Consider the following 23,240-nt stretch of genomic DNA (forward strand, 5'->3'; position numbering starts at 1 on the left):
CATACAAAACCGCCGCTCTCAGGTTAGTCCCGCCTTTTCCAGACCCTGCCGGAAATGTTGCAGGTCTTCCGCACGGCCGTAGTGCATCGCGGCAAGCAGGTCTTCGGCCTTGAAATCCGGGTTGGCCGCGCGGATCGCGTCGGCGTGGCGCCTGGCTTCGGTCTCGTTGCCCAACCAGCCGTGGCAGGCCGCGACGAAGGCGTGCTGCGATTCATCCAGCATCGGCAGGCGGTGGAAGTCCTCGATGGCCTGCTCGTAGTGCCGCCCGCAGAAATGCGCCTTGCCCAGATGGCTCCAGAAGCGCGCGGGGTGGTGCGGGTTCAGGCGCATCGCCTTCTCGATCCACTCGGCCCCCTCTTCGGGTTGGCCGCTCCAGGTCAGCAATTCGCCCATCTGCACGACGACCAGATCGTAGTTCGGATTGAGCGACAGCGCTCGTTCCTGGTGATAGCGCGCCCGGCCCAGATTGTTGCGGATGATCTCGACCGCGGCCATCAGCCGGTGCACGTCGGCGTCATTGTCGTCCAGCGCGGCCGCCTTGGTGACGGACTCGACGCATTTTTCCAGCATCTTTTCGGGATCGTCGCACCAGCCATAGGCCCAGGCCTGCCCGCGGATGCAGCCGCGCCAGGCATGGGCATGGGCATAGTCCGGGTCCAGTTCTATCGCGCGGTCGATCAGTTTCTGCGCCTCGGCATTGTCCTCCCGCGCGCTGCGGTGATGCAGCACCTTGGCAGCCAGCACGCATTCATAGGCCGCCAGGTTCGACGGTTTCTTGCGCGACAGCTCTTCCTGCTGCGAGGCCTCGATCCGCCCCGGCAGAGTCGCCACCACGGACGATGTGATCTCGTCCTGAATGGCGAAGATGTCGTCCAGATCCCGGTCGTATTTCTCGGCCCAGACATGGGCGTCGTTGTGGCTGTCGATCAGCTGGACCGTGACCCGCAGCCGGTTGCCGGCCTTTCGGACGCTGCCCTCGACGATGTATTGCGCCCCCAGTTTCTCGGCCACCTCGCGGACATTCACCGCCTGCCCCTTGTAGACGAAGCTGGAGTTGCGCGAGATCACGAACAATTCGTGCCGGCGGCTGAGTTCGGTCAGCAGATCCTCGGTCAGGCCATCGACGAAGAACTCCTGGTCGGGATCCCCGCTCATGTTCGCAAAGGGCAGAACCGCGATGGTGGGCTTGACGACCCGCGTGTCGCCTCCGCCGGCCGTTTCGCCTTGCGCGACCGGCGGGGCCGGCATGTCGAGCGCCACCCGGAAGGCCTGAACGGGCTGGCTGATGTTCTTCAGTTCAAGGTTGCCCATGTCCTCGAACTGCAGCTCCATCCGGCGACAGACCTGCTCGTGCACGGCAGAGGAGATCAGGATTTCCCCCACCCCGGCGGCCTGTTCGAGCCGTGCCGCGACGTTGACGCCGCTGCCGAATATGTCGTCGTCCTCAAAGATGATGTCGCCGAGATTGACCCCGATGCGAAAACGGATGCGGCGATCCTCGGGCACGTCCATGTTGCGCCGGCACATGCGGGTCTGCACCTCGACCGCGCAGGCCACGGCGTCTTGCGCGCTGGCAAACTCCACCAGCATGCCGTCGCCGGTGGTCTTGATGATGGTGCCCCGGTGTCTTGAGATCGACGGGTCGATCAACTCGATCCGATGAGTCCGGAGCCGGGCGAGCGTGCCCTGCTCGTCGGATTCCATCAACCGGCTGTACCCCACCATGTCAGCCGCCAATACGGCCGCAAGTCTGCGATCCATCGCGACCCTCCCAATGGGATACTAGTCCGCGGCTGGCGGTTCTCCAAATTCTTTCGGTTGAGGGCCGGGCGGCCGGAACACGGGTGCAGCGGGCCTATCGCGCCGCACGCTGTCCGAACAGAGCGTCCAGCGCCGCGGTTTCATCCTCGATCCCGAACGGTGCGTTGATGACGAACATGCCCGAACCGACCATGCGATGACCTTCCCGCGCCGCCGGAAAGCGAACCTCGTGGCAGACCGCCTTGGGAAGGTTCTGCCTCTTGAGCGCCTCGACCATCGGCTTGTGGCGGCCATCGGTCAGGATCGGATACCACAGGGCGATCACGCCCACGTTCCACTTGCGGTGCAGCTTGGCGATGATGCCGGGCAGGCGGTCATAGTCTGCCTTGACCTCGTAGCTGGGGTCGATCAGCAGCATGCCCCGCCGCGGGGTCGGCGGCAGCAGAGACTGGGCCAGCTCGAACCCGTCCTGCCGATAGACCTTGGCGCCGAAAGGCGTCAGGGCCTTGCGCAGCGCGGCGTGTTCCCGCGGGTGCAGTTCGGCGAAATGCAGGCTGTCCTGCGGCCGCAGCAGGCTGGCCGCGATCAGGGGCGAGCCGGGATAGGCCTTGGCCCCGTATTGCGCGCGCACTTTGGCCAGGGCCCGCGCCAAGGGGTGTTCCTCGCCGAACCAGGCCTCGCGCTCGACCCGCTCGATCCCTGCCGCGGCCTCGCCGGTGCGCACCGCCTCGTCGGCGTCGAGCTGATACAGCCCGCGCCCCGAATGCGTTTCGACATAGCTCAGCGGTTTGTCCTTTTTCGCCAAATAGCTGAGAATCCAAGCCAAAAGCGCGTGCTTGTGCACATCCGCCAGATTGCCGGCGTGGTAAATATGTTGATATGACAGCATATTGCCTTCTAATGTCCTTCCAAAAGAGGCGGAAAGGCGCTGATCGTCACGGAATCAGGCCTTTTACAGGGCGGCTTGGCACCCTATAAGTCATCCGTCCCGAACCCGTCGAGTCGAGGACGAGAGAATAATCTGAAAAGCAGGACCACAAGACATGGGGATCTTTGACAATCTGGGCGGCCTGTTCACAGCGGACATGGCCATCGACCTCGGGACGGCGAACACGCTGGTCTATGTCAAGGGCCGCGGCGTGATCCTGTCCGAGCCATCGGTTGTCGCCTACCACGTCAAGGACGGCATGAAAAAGGTTCTGGCCGTGGGCGAGGACGCCAAGCTCATGCTGGGCCGCACCCCCGGCTCGATCGAGGCCATCCGCCCGATGCGCGAAGGTGTCATCGCCGACTTCGACACCGCCGAAGAGATGATCAAGCATTTCATCCGCAAGGTGCACAAGCGCTCGACCTTTTCGAAACCCAAGATCATCGTCTGCGTGCCGCATGGCGCGACCCCGGTTGAAAAGCGCGCCATCCGCCAGTCGGTTCTGTCGGCAGGCGCCCGCCGCGCCGGTCTGATCGCCGAACCGATCGCGGCGGCCATCGGCGCGGGCATGCCGATCACCGATCCCACCGGCAACATGGTCGTGGATATCGGCGGCGGCACCACCGAGGTTGCGGTCCTGTCGCTGGGCGACATCGTCTATGCCCGCTCGGTCCGCGTCGGCGGCGACCGCATGGACGAGGCGATCATCAACTACCTGCGCCGCCAGCAGAACCTGCTGGTCGGCGAATCGACGGCAGAGCGCATCAAGACCACCATCGGCACCGCACGTATGCCCGACGACGGCCGCGGCCAGACGATGCAGATCCGAGGCCGGGACCTGCTGAACGGCGTTCCGAAAGAGATCGAGATCAGCCAGGCCCAGGTTGCCGAGGCCCTTGCCGAGCCGGTGCAACAGATCTGCGAAGCCGTGATGACCGCGCTGGAAACCACTCCGCCCGATCTTGCGGCCGACATCGTTGACCGTGGCGTCATGCTGACCGGCGGCGGCGCTCTGCTGGGGGATCTGGATCTGGCCCTGCGCGAGCAGACCGGCCTGGCCGTGTCGATCGCCGACGAAAGCCTGAACTGCGTGGCGCTGGGCACCGGCAAGGCGCTGGAATACGAAAAACAACTGCGCCACGCGATTGACTACGACAGCTGAGGCGCGCACCCTCTGAATCGCGGGTCAAGACTACGGCGCGGACCGCACCGGAAGGAGTCCTGTGAGCAAGGACCGATCACAGCGCGAGGATTATTCAGCCCCCCTGCGCCGGTTGCTTCTGGGGGTTCTGCTGCTGTGCCTGCTGGGGATCTTTCTTGTCTGGCGGATCGACAGCCCGCGCGTCGAACGGTTTCGCGCGCAGGTGGCCGACAAGGTCGTGCCGTCGATGGACTGGGCCATGGTTCCGGTCACGGCGACCATCAACCTGGTGCGCGATTTCCAGAGCTACCAGCGGCTGAGCGAGCAGAACCGGGAACTGCGCAGCGAGCTGCGCCGGATGCGGGCCTGGAAAGAGGCCGCCCTGCAGCTTGAGCAGGAGAATGCGCGCCTGCTGGACCTGAACAATGTCCGCCTCGACCCGCGCCTGACCTACGTCACGGGCGTGGTGATGGCCGACAGCGGATCTCCGTTCCGGCAATCGGTGCTGCTCAACATCGGTGAGCGCGATGGGATCGTCGATGGCTGGGCCGCGATGGACGGGATCGGGCTGGTCGGCCGGATCTCGGGGGTCGGGACGGAAACATCGCGCGTGCTCCTGGTGACGGACGCCGCCAGCGCCATTCCAGCGACGATCCAGCCGTCGGGACAGACCGCCCTGATCGTCGGCGACAACACGGCGGCCCCCGTGATCGACTTTCTCGAAAACCGCGAACTGGTGCGCCCTGGAGACCGGGTGATCACCTCGGGCGACGGCGGCGTGTTCCCTGCGGGCATTCTGATCGGGCAGGTTGCTCAGGATCCCGGCGGGCGTCTGCGCGTCCGGCTTTCAGCGGATTTCGAACGGTTGGAGTACCTGCGCGTGCTGCGTTATCACCCGCCGGAACCGATCAGCGATCCGGGGGGAATCGTCGGCTCCAGAAGCCCGCACGCTCCTCTGCCCTCTGCGGAGGCCGCAGATGGATAGACCCCAGTTGCACCTGTGGTTGATGCGGGCGCTCTATCCTTTGCTGGCGCTGTTGATCCTGTTCTTTCACCTTTTGCCGCTGGGCACCCTGCCGGCCCGCTGGGCGCCGCCGGACCTGCTTGTCGCGCTCACCCTGGCCTGGGTGCTGCGCCGACCCGACTACGTTCCCCTGCTCAGCATAGCCGTGGTGATGCTGATGGCCGACCTGCTGTTGCAGCGCCCCCCCGGCCTGCTGGCCGCGCTGGTCGTGGCGGGCAGCGCCTATCTGAGGTCGGCGGCACCGGGAATGCGCGATGCCGGGTTCGCCGCAGAATGGTTGACGGTCGGGATCGTCATCGTGGCAATCGCCTTTTGCAACCGTGCCGTATTGTGGATCACCGCCGTGCAACAGGCACCGTTGTGGCTGGTCATTCTGCAGGTCGCCGCAACCCTCGCGACCTATCCCCTGGTGGTCTGGATCAGCAAGGGCCTGTTCGGGGTCCGCCGCCCGGCGCTGTCGGAATCCGATGCTCTGGGAGGGCGCGCGTGAGACGGAATCCCAAGGAACTCGGCCGGCTCCAGAAACGTTTCACGCGGCGCGCGCTTTTTGTTGGTGGACTGCAGGCGGTCTTCATGGGCGGCCTCGCGATGCGGATGCGCTACCTGCAGGTCGAGCAGGCCGATCAGTTCCGGCTGCTGGCCGAGGAAAACCGGATCAACATCCGGCTCATTCCGCCGAAACGGGGCGAAATTTTCGACCGGAACGGCAAGATCATAGGCCAGAATACACCCTCGTACCGCATCGTCATCGTGCGCGAAGATGCGGGGGATGTCGACGCTGTGATCGCCAACCTGTCAAAACTGATCCCGCTGCAGGAAGAAGAGCTCGAGCGCGCGCGCACCGAAATGCGCCGTTCCGCGCCCTTCCTGCCGGTGACACTCGCCGACCAGGTGACGTGGGAGGATATTTCCAAGGTCGCGATCAACGCGCCCGCCCTGCCCGGCATCACGCCCGAGGTCGGCCTGACCAGACACTACCCGCGCTACGAGGATTTCGCCCATGTGGTGGGCTATGTCGGACCTGTCAGCGACTACGACCTGAGCAAGATGGAAGACCCCGAGCCGGTGTTGATGATCCCGCGCTTTCAGATCGGCAAGGTCGGACTTGAGGCCAAGAAGGAAGACCTGCTGCGTGGCAAGGCCGGGGCCAAGCGGGTCGAGGTCAACGCGACCGGCCGGATCATGCGTGAACTGGACCGGCGCGAAGGTCAGGCCGGGGCCGACCTGCAGCTGACCGTTGACGCGGACTTGCAGCAATACGTCCAGGCCCGCCTGAGCGGCGAGAGCGCGGCGGCGGTCGTGATCGACGTCGAAACCGGCGACCTGAGGGCCATCTGCTCGGCCCCAAGTTTCGACCCGAACCTCTTTGTTCGCGGGATCTCGGTTGCCGACTACCGGGCACTGATCGAGGACAAGTACCGCCCGCTGTCGAACAAGAGTGTTCAGGGCACCTATCCGCCCGGTTCGACCTTCAAGATGATCACCGCCATGGCCGCGCTCGAGGCCGGTATCGTCGGGCCGAATGACACGGTGTATTGCCCCGGTTTCCTCAAGGTCGGCAGCCGTCGTTTCCACTGCTGGAAACGTGGTGGCCATGGCCACATGGACCTGGAGAATTCGCTCAAGCAAAGTTGCGACGTTTACTACTACGACTTGGCGCTGAAGGTCGGCATCGACCGGATATCGGAAATGGCGCGCACCTTCGGGTTGGGAATCCGCCACGATCTGCCGATGTCCGCCGTTGCCGAAGGGCTGGCCCCGAACCAGGATTGGAAGAGCCGCGTTCACGGGCAGGACTGGCTGGTGGGCGATACGGCGAACGCCTCCATCGGGCAGGGCTACATGCTGGCCTCGCCGCTGCAACTGGCCGTCATGTCGGCGCGGATCGCGACAGGCCGTTCGGTCACACCAAGGCTGGTCAAGTCGATCAACGGGGTCGAACAGCCCTCGGGCGCGGGCGAGGACCTGCCGGTCAACAGGAACAATCTGCAACAGGTGCAGAAAGCCATGTTCGCGGTATCCAATGACCGCCGCGGCACCGCCTATCGCAGCCGCATCATCGAAGACCTCTACCGCATGGCCGGCAAGACCGGCACCAGCCAGGTCCGAAACATCACCGCCGCCGAGCGCGCGGCCGGCGTCATCCGCAACGAGGACCTCCCGTGGGAGCGCCGCGATCACGCGCTGTTCGTCTGCTTCGCCCCGTTCGACAAGCCCAAATACGCCGTGTCCGTGGTGGTCGAGCATGGCGGCGGCGGCTCCAAGGCGGCGGCGCCGGTGGCGCGGGACATCATGCTTCAGGCGCTTTATGGGGGCACCCCGCCGCTCGAGGCGTATCCCGTGGCAGACCGCGAGCGCATCAAGGAACAGCAGAAACGCCTGGAGGGCGATCACCGGCCCCGGGCACGACCGGATGAAAAGGATCGCGCATGAGCTATCTGGAACACGCGGTCAAATCCACGCCGACCGGCTTCCGCAAGGTTCTTTACCTGAACTGGCCATTGGTGCTGCTGCTGATCAGCGTGGCCAGCGCCGGCTTTCTCATGCTCTATTCCGTCGCCGGCGGATCGTTCATGCCGTGGGCCGAACCGCAGATGGAACGCTTTGGCCTCGGGCTGGCGGTGATGTTCATCGTGGCGTTCGTGCCGATCTGGTTCTGGCGCAACATGGCGCTGCTCGCCTATCTGGGCACGGTCGTCCTGCTGATCCTCGTCGAGTTCATGGGAACCGTCGGCATGGGCGCGCAGCGATGGATCGATCTTGGCTTCATGCGCCTGCAGCCGTCAGAGTTGATGAAGATCACCCTGGTGATGCTGCTGGCCGCCTATTACGACTGGTTGCCGGAACACAAGACCTCGCGTCCGTTCTGGGTGCTGCTGCCCGTGCTCATCATCCTGTTCCCGACATTTCTGGTTCTCAAACAACCCGATCTCGGCACCTCCATCCTGCTGCTCGCCGCGGGCGGCGGCCTGATGTTTCTGGCCGGGGTTCACTGGGCCTATTTCGCAGCGGTGATCGCCGCAGGCGTCGGCCTGGTGACGGCGGTGTTCAAGAGCCGCGGCACCGACTGGCAACTGCTGAAGGACTACCAGTTCAAGCGGATCGACACCTTTCTCGACCCCTCGACCGATCCGCTGGGGGCGGGCTACCACATCACCCAGTCCAAGATCGCGCTCGGATCGGGCGGCTGGAGCGGGCGGGGCTTCATGCAGGGAACCCAGTCCAGGCTGAACTTCCTGCCGGAAAAACACACCGACTTCATCTTCACGACGCTGGCCGAGGAGTTCGGCTTTGTCGGCGGCATTTCCCTGCTGGCCCTCTACGCGCTGATCCTGATCTTCTGCATGGTCACGGCGCTGGCCACGAAAGACCGGTTTTCGTCCCTGGTCACGCTGGGCATCGCACTGAACTTCTTCCTGTTCTTTGCCGTGAACATGTCGATGGTGATGGGTCTTGCCCCCGTCGTCGGCGTGCCGCTGCCGATGGTCAGCTATGGCGGCTCGGCCATGCTGGTTCTCATGGCCGCCTTCGGCATCGTCCAAAGCGCCCATATCCACCGCCCAAGATAATCCGTAGCGAGTCCACCAAATGCCCGTGAACATCCTCTTCTCAGCACGCCCTGCCCTGTGGCCGGTATATCAACCGCTTCTGACACAGGGTCTGAAAGACGCGGGTCTGGACTTCACGCTGGCCACCGACCTTGCAGCCGATGAGGTCGACTACGTGGTCTATGCGCCGAATGGCGGGCTGAGCGATTTCTCTCCCTACACAAGACTCAAGGCGGTTCTCAGCCTGTGGGCCGGGGTCGAGAGCATCGTCGGCAACGACACCCTGACCGTTCCGCTGGCCCGCATGGTGGATCACGGCCTGACGCAAGGCATGACCGAATGGGTCGTGGGCCACGTTCTGCGCTATCATCTGGGCATCGACAGGCATATCACGGGGCAGGACGGGATCTGGATCCCCGATCCGCCGCCGCTGGCAAGCCAACGCCGGGTTGCCGTCCTGGGGCTTGGCGCCTTGGGAAGGGCCGCAGCCCAAGCCCTGGCCGCCCTGAATTTCAACGTCACGGGCTGGAGCCGCTCGCCCAAGTCCCTCGCCGGGGTGATCTGCCTGCACGGCGCGGACGGGCTGTGTGCCGCCCTGTCATCGGCCGAGATCGTCGTTCTTCTGCTGCCCGACACCCCGGCCACGGAAAACACGCTGAACGCCGAGACCCTGGCCCTGCTGCCCAAGGGCGCCCGCGTCATCAATCCCGGCCGCGGCGCTCTGATAGATGACGAGGCCCTGCTGTCCGCGCTGGACTCCGGCCAGATCGGCCATGCCACGCTAGACGTTTTCCGAACCGAGCCGCTGCCGCCCGAGCATCCCTACTGGTCGCACCCCAACGTTACCGTCACCCCGCATATCGCCTCCGAAACGCGGCCGGAAACCGCCGCGCAGGTGATCTGCGAAAACATCCGCCGCGGCGAGGCGGGCGAGCCGTTCCTGCACCTGGTCGACCGCACCCTCGGCTACTGAACCACAGGCAGGCGACAGCCCACCCACTTCATCTTTTCAAAAATACTCCCGCCGGAGGCTGCGCCCGCAGGGCGCAACCCCGATCTCAGGCGGCCACCAGACCTCGCCCCTTGAGCAGGGCCTCGACGCCCGGCAGGCGCCCGCGGAAAGCCAGGTACAGCTCTTCGGCCTCTTTCGAGCCACCAGTTGACAGGATGTTCTCCTCCAGCGCCCGGGCCCGCTCGGGGTCGAAGGGTCCGCCCGCCTCTTCGAACGCGGCAAAGGCATCTGCATCCATGACCTCGGACCACATGTAGCTGTAGTAGCCCGAGCTGTAGCCGTCCCCGGCAAACACATGGGCGAAATGCGGCGTCGCGTGGCGCATTCCGATGGCATGAGGCATGCCGATCCCGGCCAGAACCTCGGCCTGTTTCGCCATCGGGTCGGCCGGCGCCGGCCCGTCATGGAAGGCCAGGTCGACCAGCGCAGAGGCGACGTATTCAACGGTCTGGAACCCCTGGTCGAAATTGGCGGCCTTCAGCACCCTGTCCAGCATCTCCTGCGGCATCGGCGCGCCGGTCTCGGCATGGGTGGCGAATTCCGACAGCACCTCGGGCACCTCCAGCCAGTGCTCGTAGAGCTGGCTGGGCAGTTCCACGAAATCGCGCGCGACGCTGGTGCCCGAGATGCTTTCATAGGTCACGTTCGACAGCATCTGGTGCAGCGCGTGGCCGAATTCGTGGAACAGGGTCCGGGCATCGTCATAGGACAACAGCGCGGGCTCGCCCTTGGCGAAGTTGCACACGTTGATGACCACCGGCGCCTGTTCCTTCGGGAACTTCGCCTGTTGGCGCATGGCGCTGCACCACGCCCCCGAGCGTTTCGAGCCGCGCGCGAAATAGTCGCCGATGAACACGGCCACATGCTTGCCCTCGCGGGTCACCTCCCAGGCCCGGCAATCGGGGTGGAATAGATCTACATCCAACGGCTGGAACTCCAGCCCGAACAGGCGGTTGGCGCAGGCAAACGAGGCCTCGATCATCCGCTCAAGCTGCAGATAGGGCTTCAGCGCCGCCTCATCGAGATCATGCTCGGCCTTGCGCCGCTTTTCCGCGTAATAACGCCAGTCCCATGCCTCCAGCGGACCGTTGACCCCGTCGGCGCGCAGCATCTCGGTCATCGCCTCGGCATCAGCCTCGGCTCGGGCTTTCGCGGGCTCCCACACCTGCATCAGCAGATCGCGCACCCGGTCCGGCGTGCGGGCCATTTCGGTTTCCAGCTTGTATTCGGCGAAATTGTCATAACCGAGCAGCCTGGCGCGCTCTTCGCGCAGCTTCAGGATCTCGGCCGCGATGGCGCGGTTGTCGGTCGCGCCACCATTGGCCCCGCGCGCGGCCCAGGCACGATAGGCTTTCTCGCGCAGATCCCGGCGCGGCGAGAATTGCAAAAACGGCACGATCAGCGAGCGCGACAGGGTGACCACCGGCCCCTCGGCCCCCTTTTCCCGCCCCGCCGCGCGGGCCGCATCGACGACGAAATCGGGCAGGCCGGCCAAGTCCTCTTCGGCCAGCGGCATGAACCAGTCGCGCTCATCCGCCAGAAGGTTCTGGGTGAAGGCGGTGCCGAGGCTCGCCAGACGCGCCTTGATCTCTTTCATCCGCTCTTCCTCGGCCCCCTCCAGCGCCGCGCCGGCCCGGACGAAACTGCGATGGGTCAGCATCAGAACCCGCTGCTGTTCCTCCGTCAGGTCCAACTCCTCACGCCTCTCCCAGAGATCCGCCACGCGGCGGAACAGGGCCTTGTTGGCCGAAATCTCCGAGTAATGCGCAGCAAGCTTTGGGGAAAATTCGCGCTGCAGTGCCTCGCGCGTCGGGTTGCTGTCGGCCCCGGCCACGGTGAAGAACACCGACAGCACCTTGTCCAGATCTTCGCCCGATGCCTCGAGCGCCTCGACGGTATTGGCAAAGCTGGGCGCGTCGGGATCGTTGGCGATCGCGTCGATCTCGGCGCGGTGAGACGCCAGCGCCTGCTCGAGCGCGGGCGCGAAATCCTCGTCGCTGATCTGTGCGAAGGGGGCGATTTCAAACGGTGTCCGCCAGTCGGCAAGGATCGGGTTGGTCATGCGTATCTCCTTTGCCGCCAAGCTAGGAGCGCGGCCCCCGATGGTCCAGAGGCGACGCGCACAAAACGACGCCGCCCGTCGCGAAGTGGCTTGCATCCCGCGCGTGGCCCAAGCAGGCTCGGCGCGAAGGGAGATCTGACATGACGAAAAGCAACCGGCACGCCGGGCCAATGACCACAGCCATTCACGCGGGCAACCCGCCGGATCCTTCCACCAAAGCCTCGGCCCCGCCGATCCACATGAGTTCGACCTATCTGTTGGACGACGTTGCCGGCTTTTCGGCCCACGACCTGACCCCGGACAGCCCCTATGCCTATTCCCGCTGGGCCAACCCGACCGTTGCGGGGCTTGAGGCCAAGATCGCGGCCTTGCAGGGCACCGAAGCATGTCTCGCCACCGCCTCGGGGATGGCGGCGGCCGCCGCGATCTTCTTCACCTTCCTGTCGGCGGGCGATCACCTGGTCATCTCGGATGTCTCCTATGCGGGTGTGGCGGAACTGGCCCGCGAGACGCTGCCGCGAATGGGGATCGAGGTGAGCCCGGTCAACATGTCGGACATCGAGGCCGTGGCGGCGGCGATCCGGCCCAATACCCGCCTCATCCACACCGAGACACCCGTGAACCCGATCGGGCGGCTGACCGACCTTGCGGCGGTATCAGAACTGGCGCGGCAGGCGGGGGCGCTGTTGAGCTGCGACGCCACCTTTGCCTCGCCGCTGGGCCTGGACACGGTGGCGCTGGGGGTTGATCTGACCATGCACTCGACCACGAAATACATCGGCGGGCACGGCGATGCGGTCGGCGGCGCGGTGGCGGGGCCTGCGGATCTGGTCGCACGGATGCGGGCCGAGGCGGCCATCCATCACGGCGGCGTCCTGTCGCCCTTCAATGCATGGCTGATCGCGCGCGGGGCCTCGACCCTGCCCTTGCGGATGAAGGCGCATCAGGCCGGGGCGCAGGCCGTTGCCGAGTGGCTGGAGGCCGACCCCCGCGTGACGCGGGTAATCTATCCGGGTCTGGCCTCGCACCCGCAGGCGGAACTGGCGGCGCGGCAGATGAGCAATACCTCGGGCATGATTTCCTTCCAGGTGGGCGATGCCGCCACCGGTGAGCGCATGGCCCGCCAGATGATCGAACGCTTGGAGGTCGTCCACTATGCCGTGTCGCTTGGCCACCACCGCAGCCTGATCTTCTGGATGGGAACCGAAGGGCTGATGGACACCTCCTTCAAGCTGGAAGGGAAGCAACTGGAGGATTACCGCGCCTATGCCGGCGACGGGATTTTCCGGCTGTCCGTGGGGCTGGAAGATGCCGAGGACCTGATCGCCGATCTTGACCGCGCCCTGGGCTGAGCCAAGAGGCGCTCCCGCCCCCGCAGGCGCATCGGGGATGCGCCTTGGCGGCGTTGGGCGGGGCCGCGCGCCAAGGCGCGCGGCGGTTCCGCCTATGTCGAAGTGCCGCCGCAGACCGGGCAATCAGCACGTTTCGACAGGGTGATCTTGCGGGACTCGCCGTAAAGCGCGTCATAGATCAGCATTTCGCCCACCAATGGCTGGCCCGCACCGGTGATCAGCTTGATCGCCTCGACCGCCATCATCGACCCGACGACCCCCGGCAACGGCCCGATGACACCCGCCTCGGAACAGGACGGCGCAAGCCCGGCCGCCGGGGCCTCGGGGAAGATGCACTGGTAACAGGGGCCCGAACTGGCGGGGTGAAACACGCTCAACTGCCCCTCCCACTGCGCCAGCGCGCCGGAGATCAGGGGTTTTCCCAAGGCCACCGCGGTGCGGTTGGAGAGATAGCGGGTGTCGAAATTGTCGGTGCCGTCGAGGATCAGGTCATAGTCGGCAAACAGATCGGCGGCGATGTCTTCGGTCAGCCGCCGGTGATAGGGGCGCGCGGTGACATTCGGGTTCTGCGCAACCATTGCTGCCTGAGCCGAAAACACCTTGGGCACCCCGATATCCGCGTCCCGGTGGATCACCTGCCGCTGCAGGTTCGCATTCTCGACAACGTCATCGTCGATGACCCCGACGGTGCCGACACCTGCCGCCGCCAGATATTGCAGCGCGGGCGCCCCCAACCCTCCGGCGCCGATCACCAGCACGCGGGCGTTTTTCAGCTTTTTCTGCCCGGGGCCACCGAGTTCTCGCAGCACGATATGGCGGGCATAACGTTCCAGTTCGGTATCCGAGAAGCTGCCGGGCTGTTTCTGCTGCGCCTCGGGCTTTGCCCCACCGGCCCGCTTGCGCAAAGCGGCAAGCAGCCGCCCATAAAGCAGGGCCAGCAGCGCAAAACCGCCCAGTATCAGCCATAGCGCCAGAGACCCTCCGGTGGCTTCGCGCAAGGGGTGCCCGTCCGGCAAAATGAACTGAACCAGCAGCACCCCGGCAAACAGGACGCCAACGGAGCCGAGGCGCGCCGCGCGGGAAACGCCCATCAGATACCCAAGCCCCCAGAGCGCCGCCGCGAGGACGAATACCAGAACCATCAGCCGCGCCCCGTCGATCCAAAGCCACCCGCACCGCGGGCCGTGTCGCTGAGCCCTTCCGCCAGCGCGAAATCCGCTTGCACGACCGGCGCGACAACAAGCTGCGCGATCCGGTCTCCGTGGGCGATTTCGAAAACCTCCTGCCCCGCGTTCAGAACGATTACCCCAAGCGGGCCGCGATAGTCGCTGTCGATCGTGCCCGGCGTGTTGGGCAAGGTGATCCCATGCTTCAGCGCCAGCCCCGAACGCGGCCTGACCTGCACCTCGAAACCTGCCGGAATCTCGATCCGCAGACCGGTGGGGACCAGCACCCGATGTCCGGGCTCGAGCATGATCGAACCCCGGTCGGGAAGGTTGGCCCGCACATCCGCGCCAGCCGCCCCCGCCGTCTCGTAGGACGGCAGCGGAACGGCCGGATCGGCCCCTTCTTCACGGATCACACGGATTGCCACCATCAGCGCACCCCCTGCTTCATCTTTTCAAAAATACTCCCGCCGGAGGCGGACCTGTCACCCGGTCAACGCAGCAGCGATCCGTTGCGCCAGACGCTCGGCAACCGCATCCTTGCCCATGCGCGGCCACTCTTCCGCCCCCGCATCCGTTATCAGCGTCACCGCATTCTCGGAACCGCCCATGATCCCCGTCGCGGGAGAGACATCGTTGGCCACGATCCAGTCGCAACCCTTGCGCGCGCGCTTGGCAGTCGCGTGTTCGATCACGTTGTCGGTCTCGGCGGCAAAACCCACGACCAGCCCCGGCCGCCCTTCGCCCATCCGCGACACCCGCTTCAGAATGTCGGGGTTTTCAGTGAATTCCAGCACCGGCAAACCATCCTTGCTTTTCTTCAGCTTGCGCTCCGACGCGGCGGCCACTCGCCAGTCGGCCACGGCGGCGGCAAACACCCCGGCATCCACGGGCAGCGCCGCGTCCACTGCATCCGACATCTCGCGTGCGCTTTCGACCCGCACGACCCGAACGCCATCGGGGGGCGGCACCTCGGCCGGGCCGGTGATGAAAACGACCTCGGCCCCGAGCGATGCCAGCGCCCTGGCCACCGCCGTGCCCTGGGCGCCCGACGAGCGGTTGGCGATGTAACGGACGGGGTCTATCGGCTCGTGCGTGGGGCCCGAAGTGACGAGAATGCGTTTGCCAGTCAATGGCCCCTTGCCCAGCGCCGCTTCGATCGCGGCGACGATCTCCAGCGGCTCGGCCATGCGGCCCGGGCCGTGTTCGCCGCAGGCCATGTCGCCCTCGTTCGGACCGACGAACGTGATCCCGTCCGCGACAAGCTGTTCGCGGTTGCGGCGGGTCGCCGGATGTTCCCACATGCGCACGTTCATGGCCGGCGCGATCAGCACCGGCGTATCCGTCGCCATCAGCAGCGTCGACGCCAGATCGTTCGCCAGCCCCGCCACCATCTTGCCCATGAGATCCGCCGTCGCCGGCGCCACCACCACCAGATCGGCCGAGCGCGACAGCTGGATGTGACCCATCTCGGCCTCGTCGGTCAGGTCGAACAGATCGCGATAAACCTTTTCCCCCGCCAGGGCCGAAACGGAAAGCGGAGTCACGAATTCTTCGCCCGCGCGGGTCAGGACCGGCGTCACCGAGGCACCGCGTTCACGCAGCCGCCGGATCAGGTCCAGCGACTTGTAGGCGGCAATCCCGCCTCCGATGATCAGCAAGATGCGTTTCGACGCCAGCATTTCCAGCCTCTTTCAGTCCCCGGGTCGCCCCGACATTATGCAAGAGCCTCGGCTTCCGCCAGCGGATAATCCGCCGCGTCAGCCCTGTTTCCGGAACGCCTCGCAAGGGTCTTCGCGTTCGACGGCGGGGCTGTCGAGCACGGCGTCATACTCGCCTGAAATCGCACCGTCCTCGGACTGGCCCAGCACGAAAATGCGCAGGCCCGGCTCCAGCCGCGACAGGAAGGTGGGAATGCCCCGATCCTTGCGCGCGTGGCCATTGCCGGTGATGACGACCACCGGCCCGCCAGTGTCGGCCAGCGCCTGACGTATCGCGCGGGTTAGAACTGCATCGCGCAAACGCTGGGCCGCCACGAGCTTGGGCAGCAGGTCCTGCGGGATCGCATCGCAATGCGCCGCCAGTTGATCGGCCTCGCGGGCAGCCTGTTCTTCGGGCGGCAGCGGAATGGTCAGACCGTACAGTGCCGCGTCCGCCCCCATGGCCGCAGCGGGGCCGGCCTCCATCGCGTGCTGAGCCGCCGCGCGCGGGACCATCGCTCCGTAGACCGGCGCGTCCGAGGCCTGGAACACCGGGTAGTACATGCTGAGCGGCGGCCAGCCCGACTCGGCCCAGCGCAGTATCCTGGCCAGTTCCTCAGGGTTCGTGGCCGCCTTTTGCGCAAGGCGCTGCGCGCCCTCTTCCGTGACCATTTCCCAGACAACGGCGGAAGGCTTGATCGCCTTGACCGCCTCGGTCTGGACACGGTGATGCTGTGGGTTGTCGTGGACCTCACCCAGGATCACCACGTCGGCGGCGGTCATCTGGTTCAGGATGTCATCGGGAATGAGTTCAGACGCCACAGCCGCCCGAAACGGGGCGGCTGCGAAAACCAGGCAGGCACAGGCCAGAATCGCAAGTTGTCTCATGCGAGGAAGTGTTGCACCTCGCGCGATTGCGCTTCAAGGCTCTTGCGCATCTTGGAAAAGGCCGCCGCCTCGAGCTGACGCACCCTTTCCTTGGACAGGCCCAGTTCCTGGCCGAGGCTTTCCAGCGTGCGCGCCGGTTCGCGCAGCTTGCGTTCGCGCACGATGAAGCGTTCGCGCTCGTTCAGGGACTGCATCGCCGACAGCAGCCATTCGCGCAGCTGCGCGGTGTCATGGCGGTTCTCGACGGTTTCGGCGGCCTGTTCGCGATCATCTTCCAGAACATCGATCCACTCGCGCCCTTCCTCTTCCGAGGATTGCACGGCGTTCAGCGAGAAGTCCGAGCCGGCCAGACGGCCCTCCATCATCTCGACATCCCGCAGCGGGACGCCGATCTCGGCCGCGATCATCTGGTGCATCTGGTGCGAATCCAGCTTCACGCCCTCGTGCGCCGCCTCGCGCTCCAGCCGCGCCTGCACGCGACGCATGTTGAAGAAGAGCGACTTCTGCGACGAGGTCGAGCCGGTCCGCACCATCGACCAGTTGCGCATCACATAGTCCTGGATGCTGGCCTTGATCCACCAGGTCGCATAGGTGGAGAAACGCACGCCGCGATCCGGGTCGAACTTGTCGGCGGCCTTCATCAGGCCCAGGCCGGCCTCTTGAATCAGGTCGTTCATCGGCGCGCCATACCGCTTGAACTTGGCGGCCATCGAAATCGCTAGCCGCATGTAGGCGGTGATCAGGCGGTGCAGCGCCTTTTCGTCCCGCTGGTCGCGCCAGGCATAGGCCAGCCGCCTCTCGGTTTCAGCATCGAGAAGCTCGGCCTTCATAGCCTGCCGCGACATCGACATGTCGTGCCGGTGGTCCAAAGCCATGCTGTTCTCCCATGAGCATGTGCAAGAGCCGGGCTTGCCTTGTGGTTTTGCCGTCAGTACGCAGAACAAAACCGGGTGGATCACTAGAAAGGTAATAAATGTGTATCCAAGTTTAACCTTAATTCTTGGTGGCGCCGCCTCGGGGAAGTCGGCATTTTCCGAGCAACTCGTTGATTCTACTGGGAAACCACGGGTTTATCTCGCAACATCACAAGTATTTGATGACGAGATGCGCCTGAAGGTTGAGCAGCATATCATGCAGCGAGGCCCGGATTGGACCACGATCGAGGAACCTCTGGACCTTGGCCCGGCGCTGTCGGAACTGACGGCAGATCAGGTCTGCCTCGTGGATTGCGCGACCATGTGGCTCAGCAACCATCTGCTGGCGGAGAGCGATCTGGACAAGGCCCGGACCGATCTGCTGACTGCCCTGCGCGACTGCGAGGCGCAGGTGGTCGTCGTTTCCAACGAGGTCGGCCAAGGCATCGTTCCCGACAACGCGCTGGCGCGGAAGTTCCGCGAGGCGCAGGGCCGGTTGAACATCGCTTTGGCGGCCGAGGCCGATCTCGTGGTTCAGGTCACGGCCGGGCTGCCATTGGTGCTGAAAGGACAGCTGCCATGACACGATTGCATCTCGTGCGCCACGGACCGACCCATGCCAGGACCATGGTCGGCTGGTCGGATCTGCCTGCCGATCTGAGCGACCGCGCCGCGATCGAAAGGCTGTCGGCCTACCTGCCCCAGGAGGCGCTGGTCATCTCGTCCGACCTGTCCCGCGCCGCCGACACGGCCACCGCGATTCAGGGCCGCCGGCCCCGATTGCCCCACCGGACCGACCTGCGCGAAATCCATTTCGGCAGCTGGGAGTTGCGCTCCTACCCCGAGATCGAGGCCGAGGACCCCGAGCTTGCCCGCGCCTATTGGGACTATCCCGGCGAGGTGCGCCCGCCCAAGGGCGAAAGCTGGAACGACGTGCGCGCCCGTGTGGATGCCGCCATCGACACGCTTATCGCAATGCATACAGGGCAGGATTTGATCGTCGTCGCCCATTTCGGCGTCATCCTCACCCAGATCCAGCGCGCGCTGGAGCTTGACGCGCAAGAGGCGCTCTCGCACCGGATCGACAACCTGTCGGTCACCGAGATCACCCGTCTGGACACGGGATGGGACGTGGGCCGGATCAATCACCGCCCGTGATGCAACAGCGCACAAATCGCCGTTTGGCCGGCAGCTGACGCGGCGGATATCATCGCCTGATGACCTATGATCTTTTCCTCGGCGACCGCCTGTTTTCCAGTTGGTCGCTGCGCGGTTGGCTGATGCTCGAGAAATTCGGCCTGCCTTACCGCACCCACATGATCGGCCTCTATTCCGGCACGATGGCCGCGGACATGGCCGCGCTGGCGCCCGCGCGGCTGGTGCCCACCTTGCGCCTGCCCGACGGCACGGTTGTCGGAGAAAGCCTCGCCATCGCCGAAACGCTGGCCGAGCGGCACCCGGAGGCCGGGCTTTGGCCCGAGGATCCGTCAGCGCGCGCCACGGCCCGCTGGCTTTGCGCCGAGATGGCGGCCGGGTTCCCGGCGCTGCGCGGCGAATGCCCGATGCAACTTTTGCACTGCTATCAGGGTTTTGTCCCGTCCCCGGACGCCCAAGCCGATCTGGGCCGCGTCGAAGCCCTTTGGGGCCATGCCCGGTCCGTCTCTGGCGCCGAGGCCGGCCCATTGTTCGGGCGCTATTCGCTGGCGGATGTGTTCTACACCCCGATCGCGGCGCGCATCGTGGGCTATGGGCTGCCGGTTTCGGCCGAAGGCCGTGCCTATTGCGACATGCTGCTGGCGGACCCGGCCGTGCTGCGTTGGCGGGAAGAGGCGTTGAAAATCACCTATGACCCGTTCCCCTATCCGGTGTATCCGCCCGTCACGGAATGGCCGGACTACGAAATGCGTTAACGCTTCCTAAACCGCGGGCGGGCTAGCAATCTCCTGTTTACCACGAGCAGGAGAGCCATGGTCGCCCGCGCCCATACCGTCGCGTTCCAGGGGGTCGAAGCCCGGCCGGTCGAGGTGCAATGCGCCGTCGCCCCCGGCCTGCCCGCCTTTTCGATCGTCGGCCTGCCCGACAAGGCCGTGTCCGAAGCCCGCGAGCGCGTCCGCAGCGCGCTGAGTGCCATGGCGATCGCCCTGCCCTCGAAACGCATCACCATCAACCTGTCGCCCGCCGACCTGCCCAAGGAAGGCAGCCATTTCGACCTGCCGATCGCCTTGGCGCTGCTGGCGGCCATCGAGATCATCCCGCTGGACGCGGTCGAAAGCAGCGTCGCCCTGGGCGAGCTGTCGCTGGACGGAACACTGATGCCCGTGGTCGGGGCGCTGCCCGCTGCCATGACGGCCGCGGCCGAAGACCGCGCCCTGATCTGCCCCCGCGCCTCGAGCGCCGAGGCCGCCTGGGTCGGAGCAGCGCAGGTGATCGGAGCCGAGAGCCTTGGTGCCGTCGTGCGGCATTTCTCGGGCCAGTCGCCCCTGCCTGCGGCGAGACCCGGCGAGGTTGACCAAACCCCCTGCGCACGCGATCTGCGCGACGTGAAGGGGCAGGAACGGGCCAAGCGCGCGCTGGAAATCGCGGCGGCGGGCCGTCACCACCTGATCATGATCGGCAGTCCCGGATCGGGAAAATCCATGCTCGCCGCGCGCATCCCCGGCATCCTGCCGCCGCTCACCGCCGCCGAGGCGCTGGAGACCTCGATGATCCAGTCGCTCTGCGGCCTGCTGGACGAGGGCGGCATCAGCCGCGCCCGGCCCTTTCGAGAGCCGCATCACACCGCGTCGATGGCCGCGATCGTCGGGGGCGGCAAGGGCGCGAAACCCGGCGAGATCTCGCTGGCCCATAACGGGGTTCTGTTCATGGACGAGTTCCCGGAGTTTCCGCGCACCGTTCTCGAAACCCTGCGGCAGCCCATCGAAACCGGCGAAGTGATGGTCGCGCGGGCCAACGCACACGTGAAATACCCCTGCCGCTTCATGCTGGTTGCTGCGGCGAACCCCTGCAAATGCGGATACCTGACGGATGCCTCGAAGGCCTGCAGCCGGGCGCCGAATTGCGGCGAGGACTACCTTGGCCGGATCTCGGGACCGTTGATGGACAGGTTCGACCTGCGCCTCGAAGTGCCGCCCGTGGGCTATGCCGACCTTGACCTGCCGCCTTCGGGTGACACTTCGGCCACCGTCGCCGCCCGCGTCCTGGCCGCGCGCGAGGTTCAGGCCGACCGCTATCGCGAGCACCCCTCGATCCGGCAGAACGCCGATGCCGAAGGCCAGATACTGGAAGAGATCGCCGCCCCCGATGCCGAAGGCCGCGCGCTTTTGCTGAAGGCGTCCGATCAGTTCGGCCTGTCGGCCCGCGCCTATCACCGCATCCTGCGGGTGGCGCGCACCATCGCCGATCTGGAAGGCGCGCCGGACGTCCGCCGCCCGCATGTCGCCGAGGCGCTGAGTTTCCGCATCAGCGCCAAGGTGGCTGCCTAGAATTTGGCTTCGATGGCCTGCCAGATCTGTTCGGCGATGTTCACGCCGTTGAAACGCTCCAGCTCCTGAATGCCGGTGGGCGAGGTCACGTTGATCTCGGTCAGGTAGTCGCCGATCACGTCGATGCCGACGAACACCTGGCCCTTTTCCTTCAGCAACGGCCCGATCTCGGCGCAGATTGCCAGATCGCGCTCGCTCAGGCCGATCTTTTCGGGGCGTCCGCCCACATGCATGTTCGAGCGCGTCTCGCCCGGCGCCGGAACCCGGTTGATCGCGCCCACGGGCTCGCCATCCACGAGGATCACCCGCTTGTCGCCATTGCTCACGTCGGGCAGGAATTTCTGAACGATCAGCGGCTCGCGCGAGAATCCGGTGAACAATTCGTAGAGCGCCGACAGGTTGCGGTCGTTTTCATCCAGCCGGAACACGCCCGCGCCGCCATTGCCGTAGAGCGGCTTGAGGATGACATCACCGTGCCGCGCCTTGAACTCGCGGATCGTTTCCAGATCGCGGGCGATGGTCGTGGGCGGGGTCAGGTGCGGGAATTCCAGGACCAGCAGCTTTTCGGGGTAGTTCCGCACCCAGAACGGGTCATTCACCACCAAAGTCTGCCCCTTTAGACGGTCCAGCAGATAGGTCGAGGTGAGGTAGTGCATGTCGAACGGCGGATCCTGCCGCAGCCAGACCACGCCGAACTCGGCCAGATCGACCTCGCGCAGCGGCCCCAGAACAGCCGGATCGCCCGGCACGCGCTGCACCGTCATGTCGTGGCCGCGCGCGGTGATCCGCCCCTCCTGATAGGCCAGATGGTCCGGGCCATAGAAAAACAGATCGTGACCACGCGCCTGCGCCTCTTCGGCCAGGCGGAAGGTGCTGTCTGCGTTGATGTCCACGGCCCCGATCGGGTCCATCTGAAAGGCGATCTTCATGGTGCATACCTCATAGTCACGCCCGATACATGGCCCAGCGCGGCAGAGGGTTCAATGGCGATCAGGGTTGGCCAAAGGCGTTTTCGATGATCCGGAAAGAGCCGGCGGAATCCACCAAGGCAACATCGAACCGGGTATTCGTCAGCTGGCCTTGCGGTTCACCGGCCAGAAATTGTTCAGCCGAAACAAGGATGCGTCCGATCTGGCGGCGGGTCAGGCGCTGTGCGGCGCGGTCGAAATCCGCGCTTTTCTTGACCTCGACAAAGACGATGCCATCCGCGTCGCGCGCGATCAGGTCGATCTCGCCCCCGGCGCCGCGCCAACGCTGGTGCGCGATGGCGAAACCGCGCCTTTCGTAATCCGCCGCGATTCGCAGTTCGGCCGCAAGTCCCGCGTGATAGGCCACCGTGCCTCTGGCTTGCCGCGTCGCCATGTCATCCCTTTCCGTCTTTGCCCAGCTTCAGGGCCAGTTGGTAGATCGGACGCCGTGGCAGGTTGTGCATTTCAGACACCAGATCCGCCGCGTCCCGCACCGAGTGGGTTTCCAATGCGGCCCTCAGATCCGTTTCTATGTCCGCTTCGCTAACGGATTGTGAACGCGCCCGGTCCACGAGCAGCACGACCTCACCCTTGACCGATGCGCCCTGGTATTCCGAGGCAAGCTCCTGCAACGAGCCGCGCCGGATCTCTTCGAATTTCTTGGTCAGTTCCCGGCAAAGCGCCGCCTGGCGGTCCGCGCCGAGGATGTTGGCCATGTCCGCCAGGCTGGCCGCGACCCGCTTGGGCGATTCGTAAAAGACCAGCGTTCCGGGGATGTCCCGCAGCGCCTCAAGGCGGGATTTGCGGGCGCCCGTCGCGTTCGGCAAAAATCCCGCAAAAAAGAACGCATCGGTCGGCAGCCCCGCCAGGGTGAGGGCCGTCAGAACGGCCGATGGCCCGGGCGCGCAGGTCACCATATGCCCGGCCTCGGCCGCCGTGCGGCCCAGATCATAACCTGGGTCCGCAATCAGCGGCATACCGGCCTCGGAGGCATAGGCCACCGATTGCCCGGTCTCCAGGGCTTCGAGAATCCTGCCGCGCGCCCCGGCGCCGCTGTGGTCGTGATAGGCCAGGATGCGCCGCCCTTCGAGCGGGATGCCGTGAATTTCCATCAGCCGCCGCAGGCTGCGCGTGTCTTCGGCCGCGATCATGTCCGCCGAGGCCAGAATATCCAGCGCCCTGAGCGTAATGTCGCGCGCGGTTCCGATCGGAGTGGCAACAAAATACAGACCGGGCGCCAAACTGGTTTTTTGAAAATTCAATGCTGGACCCCTTCTGTGTGACGTTTATTATC

At 65.4% G+C, this 23,240-nt stretch carries 22 protein-coding genes; 11 read left to right on the top strand and 11 right to left on the bottom strand.

Annotated elements, in window-relative coordinates:
* Window positions 1–18: 18 nt before the first annotated feature.
* Entirely contained in the window at window positions 19–1,761 is a 1,743-nt protein-coding gene (locus tag AVO45_RS17110) for an adenylate/guanylate cyclase domain-containing protein (RefSeq protein WP_068349461.1), read from the bottom strand.
* Window positions 1,762–1,855: 94 nt separating this feature from the next.
* Complete coding sequence (locus AVO45_RS17115; protein ID WP_068349463.1) at window positions 1,856–2,650, bottom strand: 23S rRNA (adenine(2030)-N(6))-methyltransferase RlmJ; 795 nt, start codon at window positions 2,648–2,650, stop codon at window positions 1,856–1,858.
* Between the two features lie 154 nt (window positions 2,651–2,804).
* Between AVO45_RS17115 and AVO45_RS17120 the strand changes: the two genes are divergently transcribed.
* From AVO45_RS17120 to AVO45_RS17145, 6 genes are all read left to right on the top strand, one after another.
* Window positions 2,805–3,851, top strand: coding sequence for a rod shape-determining protein (locus AVO45_RS17120; RefSeq protein WP_068349464.1), 1,047 nt, complete (start codon window positions 2,805–2,807; stop codon window positions 3,849–3,851).
* A 61-nt stretch (window positions 3,852–3,912) separates the two neighbouring features.
* Window positions 3,913–4,815 carry a rod shape-determining protein MreC gene (gene mreC, locus AVO45_RS17125; RefSeq protein ID WP_068349465.1) on the top strand — a complete coding sequence of 301 codons (903 nt, stop codon included), beginning with the start codon at window positions 3,913–3,915 and terminating at the stop codon, window positions 4,813–4,815.
* Entirely contained in the window at window positions 4,808–5,344 is a 537-nt protein-coding gene (locus AVO45_RS17130; RefSeq protein WP_068349467.1) for a rod shape-determining protein MreD, read from the top strand. The genes mreC and AVO45_RS17130 overlap by 8 nt, the downstream gene beginning before the upstream one ends.
* Window positions 5,341–7,287, top strand: coding sequence for a penicillin-binding protein 2 (mrdA, locus tag AVO45_RS17135; protein WP_068349468.1), 1,947 nt, complete (start codon window positions 5,341–5,343; stop codon window positions 7,285–7,287). The genes AVO45_RS17130 and mrdA overlap by 4 nt, the downstream gene beginning before the upstream one ends.
* Window positions 7,284–8,423 carry a rod shape-determining protein RodA gene (gene rodA / locus AVO45_RS17140; RefSeq protein ID WP_068349469.1) on the top strand — a complete coding sequence of 380 codons (1,140 nt, stop codon included), beginning with the start codon at window positions 7,284–7,286 and terminating at the stop codon, window positions 8,421–8,423. Before mrdA ends, rodA begins: the two co-directional genes overlap by 4 nt.
* Before the next feature lie 19 nt (window positions 8,424–8,442).
* The gene (locus AVO45_RS17145) at window positions 8,443–9,375 is read left to right on the top strand and encodes a 2-hydroxyacid dehydrogenase (protein WP_068349470.1); all 933 of its coding nucleotides are present in this window, start codon (window positions 8,443–8,445) and stop codon (window positions 9,373–9,375) included.
* A gap of 85 nt (window positions 9,376–9,460) precedes the next feature.
* Here the strand turns inward: AVO45_RS17145 and AVO45_RS17150 are convergent, their stop codons facing one another.
* On the bottom strand, window positions 9,461–11,476 hold the full coding sequence (locus AVO45_RS17150) for a M3 family metallopeptidase (protein WP_068349472.1): 2,016 nt from the start codon (window positions 11,474–11,476) through the stop codon (window positions 9,461–9,463).
* Window positions 11,477–11,616: 140 nt separating this feature from the next.
* Between AVO45_RS17150 and AVO45_RS17155 the strand changes: the two genes are divergently transcribed.
* A complete protein-coding gene (locus AVO45_RS17155) occupies window positions 11,617–12,828 on the top strand; it encodes a trans-sulfuration enzyme family protein (RefSeq protein WP_068349474.1) in 1,212 nt (403 codons plus the stop codon).
* A 92-nt stretch (window positions 12,829–12,920) separates the two neighbouring features.
* On the opposite strand, the gene AVO45_RS17160 is transcribed toward AVO45_RS17155, so the two are convergent.
* From AVO45_RS17160 to AVO45_RS17180, 5 genes are all read right to left on the bottom strand, one after another.
* Window positions 12,921–13,970, bottom strand: coding sequence for a HesA/MoeB/ThiF family protein (locus tag AVO45_RS17160; RefSeq protein ID WP_068349476.1), 1,050 nt, complete (start codon window positions 13,968–13,970; stop codon window positions 12,921–12,923).
* Window positions 13,970–14,425: a dUTP diphosphatase gene (gene dut, locus AVO45_RS17165; protein WP_068349478.1), complete on the bottom strand. Its 456-nt coding sequence runs from the start codon at window positions 14,423–14,425 to the stop codon at window positions 13,970–13,972. Before dut ends, AVO45_RS17160 begins: the two co-directional genes overlap by 1 nt.
* Window positions 14,426–14,479: 54 nt before the next feature.
* Complete coding sequence (gene coaBC, locus AVO45_RS17170) at window positions 14,480–15,676, bottom strand: bifunctional phosphopantothenoylcysteine decarboxylase/phosphopantothenate--cysteine ligase CoaBC (RefSeq protein ID WP_068349480.1); 1,197 nt, start codon at window positions 15,674–15,676, stop codon at window positions 14,480–14,482.
* A 78-nt stretch (window positions 15,677–15,754) separates the two neighbouring features.
* Window positions 15,755–16,582, bottom strand: coding sequence for a ChaN family lipoprotein (locus tag AVO45_RS17175; protein ID WP_068349481.1), 828 nt, complete (start codon window positions 16,580–16,582; stop codon window positions 15,755–15,757).
* Window positions 16,579–17,457 (bottom strand): RNA polymerase factor sigma-32, encoded by an 879-nt coding sequence (locus AVO45_RS17180; protein WP_068349483.1) that lies wholly within the window; start codon window positions 17,455–17,457, stop codon window positions 16,579–16,581. Before AVO45_RS17180 ends, AVO45_RS17175 begins: the two co-directional genes overlap by 4 nt.
* Window positions 17,458–17,557: 100 nt before the next feature.
* Here AVO45_RS17180 and cobU point away from each other — a divergent pair, with 100 nt between their 5' ends.
* The 4 genes from cobU to AVO45_RS17200 are packed head-to-tail and all read left to right on the top strand — an operon-like array spanning window position 17,558 to window position 20,978.
* Window positions 17,558–18,079 carry a bifunctional adenosylcobinamide kinase/adenosylcobinamide-phosphate guanylyltransferase gene (gene cobU / locus AVO45_RS17185; RefSeq protein ID WP_068349485.1) on the top strand — a complete coding sequence of 174 codons (522 nt, stop codon included), beginning with the start codon at window positions 17,558–17,560 and terminating at the stop codon, window positions 18,077–18,079.
* Window positions 18,076–18,654 (top strand): histidine phosphatase family protein, encoded by a 579-nt coding sequence (locus AVO45_RS17190; protein WP_068349487.1) that lies wholly within the window; start codon window positions 18,076–18,078, stop codon window positions 18,652–18,654. The genes cobU and AVO45_RS17190 overlap by 4 nt, the downstream gene beginning before the upstream one ends.
* A 59-nt stretch (window positions 18,655–18,713) precedes the next feature.
* Window positions 18,714–19,406, top strand: a complete 693-nt coding sequence (locus tag AVO45_RS17195) for a glutathione S-transferase (protein WP_068349490.1) — start codon at window positions 18,714–18,716, stop codon at window positions 19,404–19,406.
* Between the two features lie 57 nt (window positions 19,407–19,463).
* Window positions 19,464–20,978, top strand: a complete 1,515-nt coding sequence (locus AVO45_RS17200) for a YifB family Mg chelatase-like AAA ATPase (protein ID WP_068349491.1) — start codon at window positions 19,464–19,466, stop codon at window positions 20,976–20,978.
* Here the strand turns inward: AVO45_RS17200 and gshB are convergent.
* The 3 genes from gshB to rsmI all read right to left on the bottom strand — a co-directional run bounded on the left by gshB (window position 20,975) and on the right by rsmI (window position 23,208).
* Window positions 20,975–21,907 (bottom strand): glutathione synthase, encoded by a 933-nt coding sequence (gene gshB / locus AVO45_RS17205; protein WP_068349493.1) that lies wholly within the window; start codon window positions 21,905–21,907, stop codon window positions 20,975–20,977. The genes AVO45_RS17200 and gshB overlap by 4 nt on opposite strands.
* Window positions 21,908–21,968: 61 nt before the next feature.
* Window positions 21,969–22,340 (bottom strand): YraN family protein, encoded by a 372-nt coding sequence (locus AVO45_RS17210; protein WP_068349494.1) that lies wholly within the window; start codon window positions 22,338–22,340, stop codon window positions 21,969–21,971.
* Between the two features lies 1 nt (window position 22,341).
* Window positions 22,342–23,208 carry a 16S rRNA (cytidine(1402)-2'-O)-methyltransferase gene (rsmI, locus tag AVO45_RS17215; protein WP_068349496.1) on the bottom strand — a complete coding sequence of 289 codons (867 nt, stop codon included), beginning with the start codon at window positions 23,206–23,208 and terminating at the stop codon, window positions 22,342–22,344.
* Window positions 23,209–23,240 lie beyond the last annotated feature (32 nt).

This window comes from Ruegeria marisrubri (assembly GCF_001507595.1).
Taxonomy (GTDB): domain Bacteria; phylum Pseudomonadota; class Alphaproteobacteria; order Rhodobacterales; family Rhodobacteraceae; genus Ruegeria; species Ruegeria marisrubri.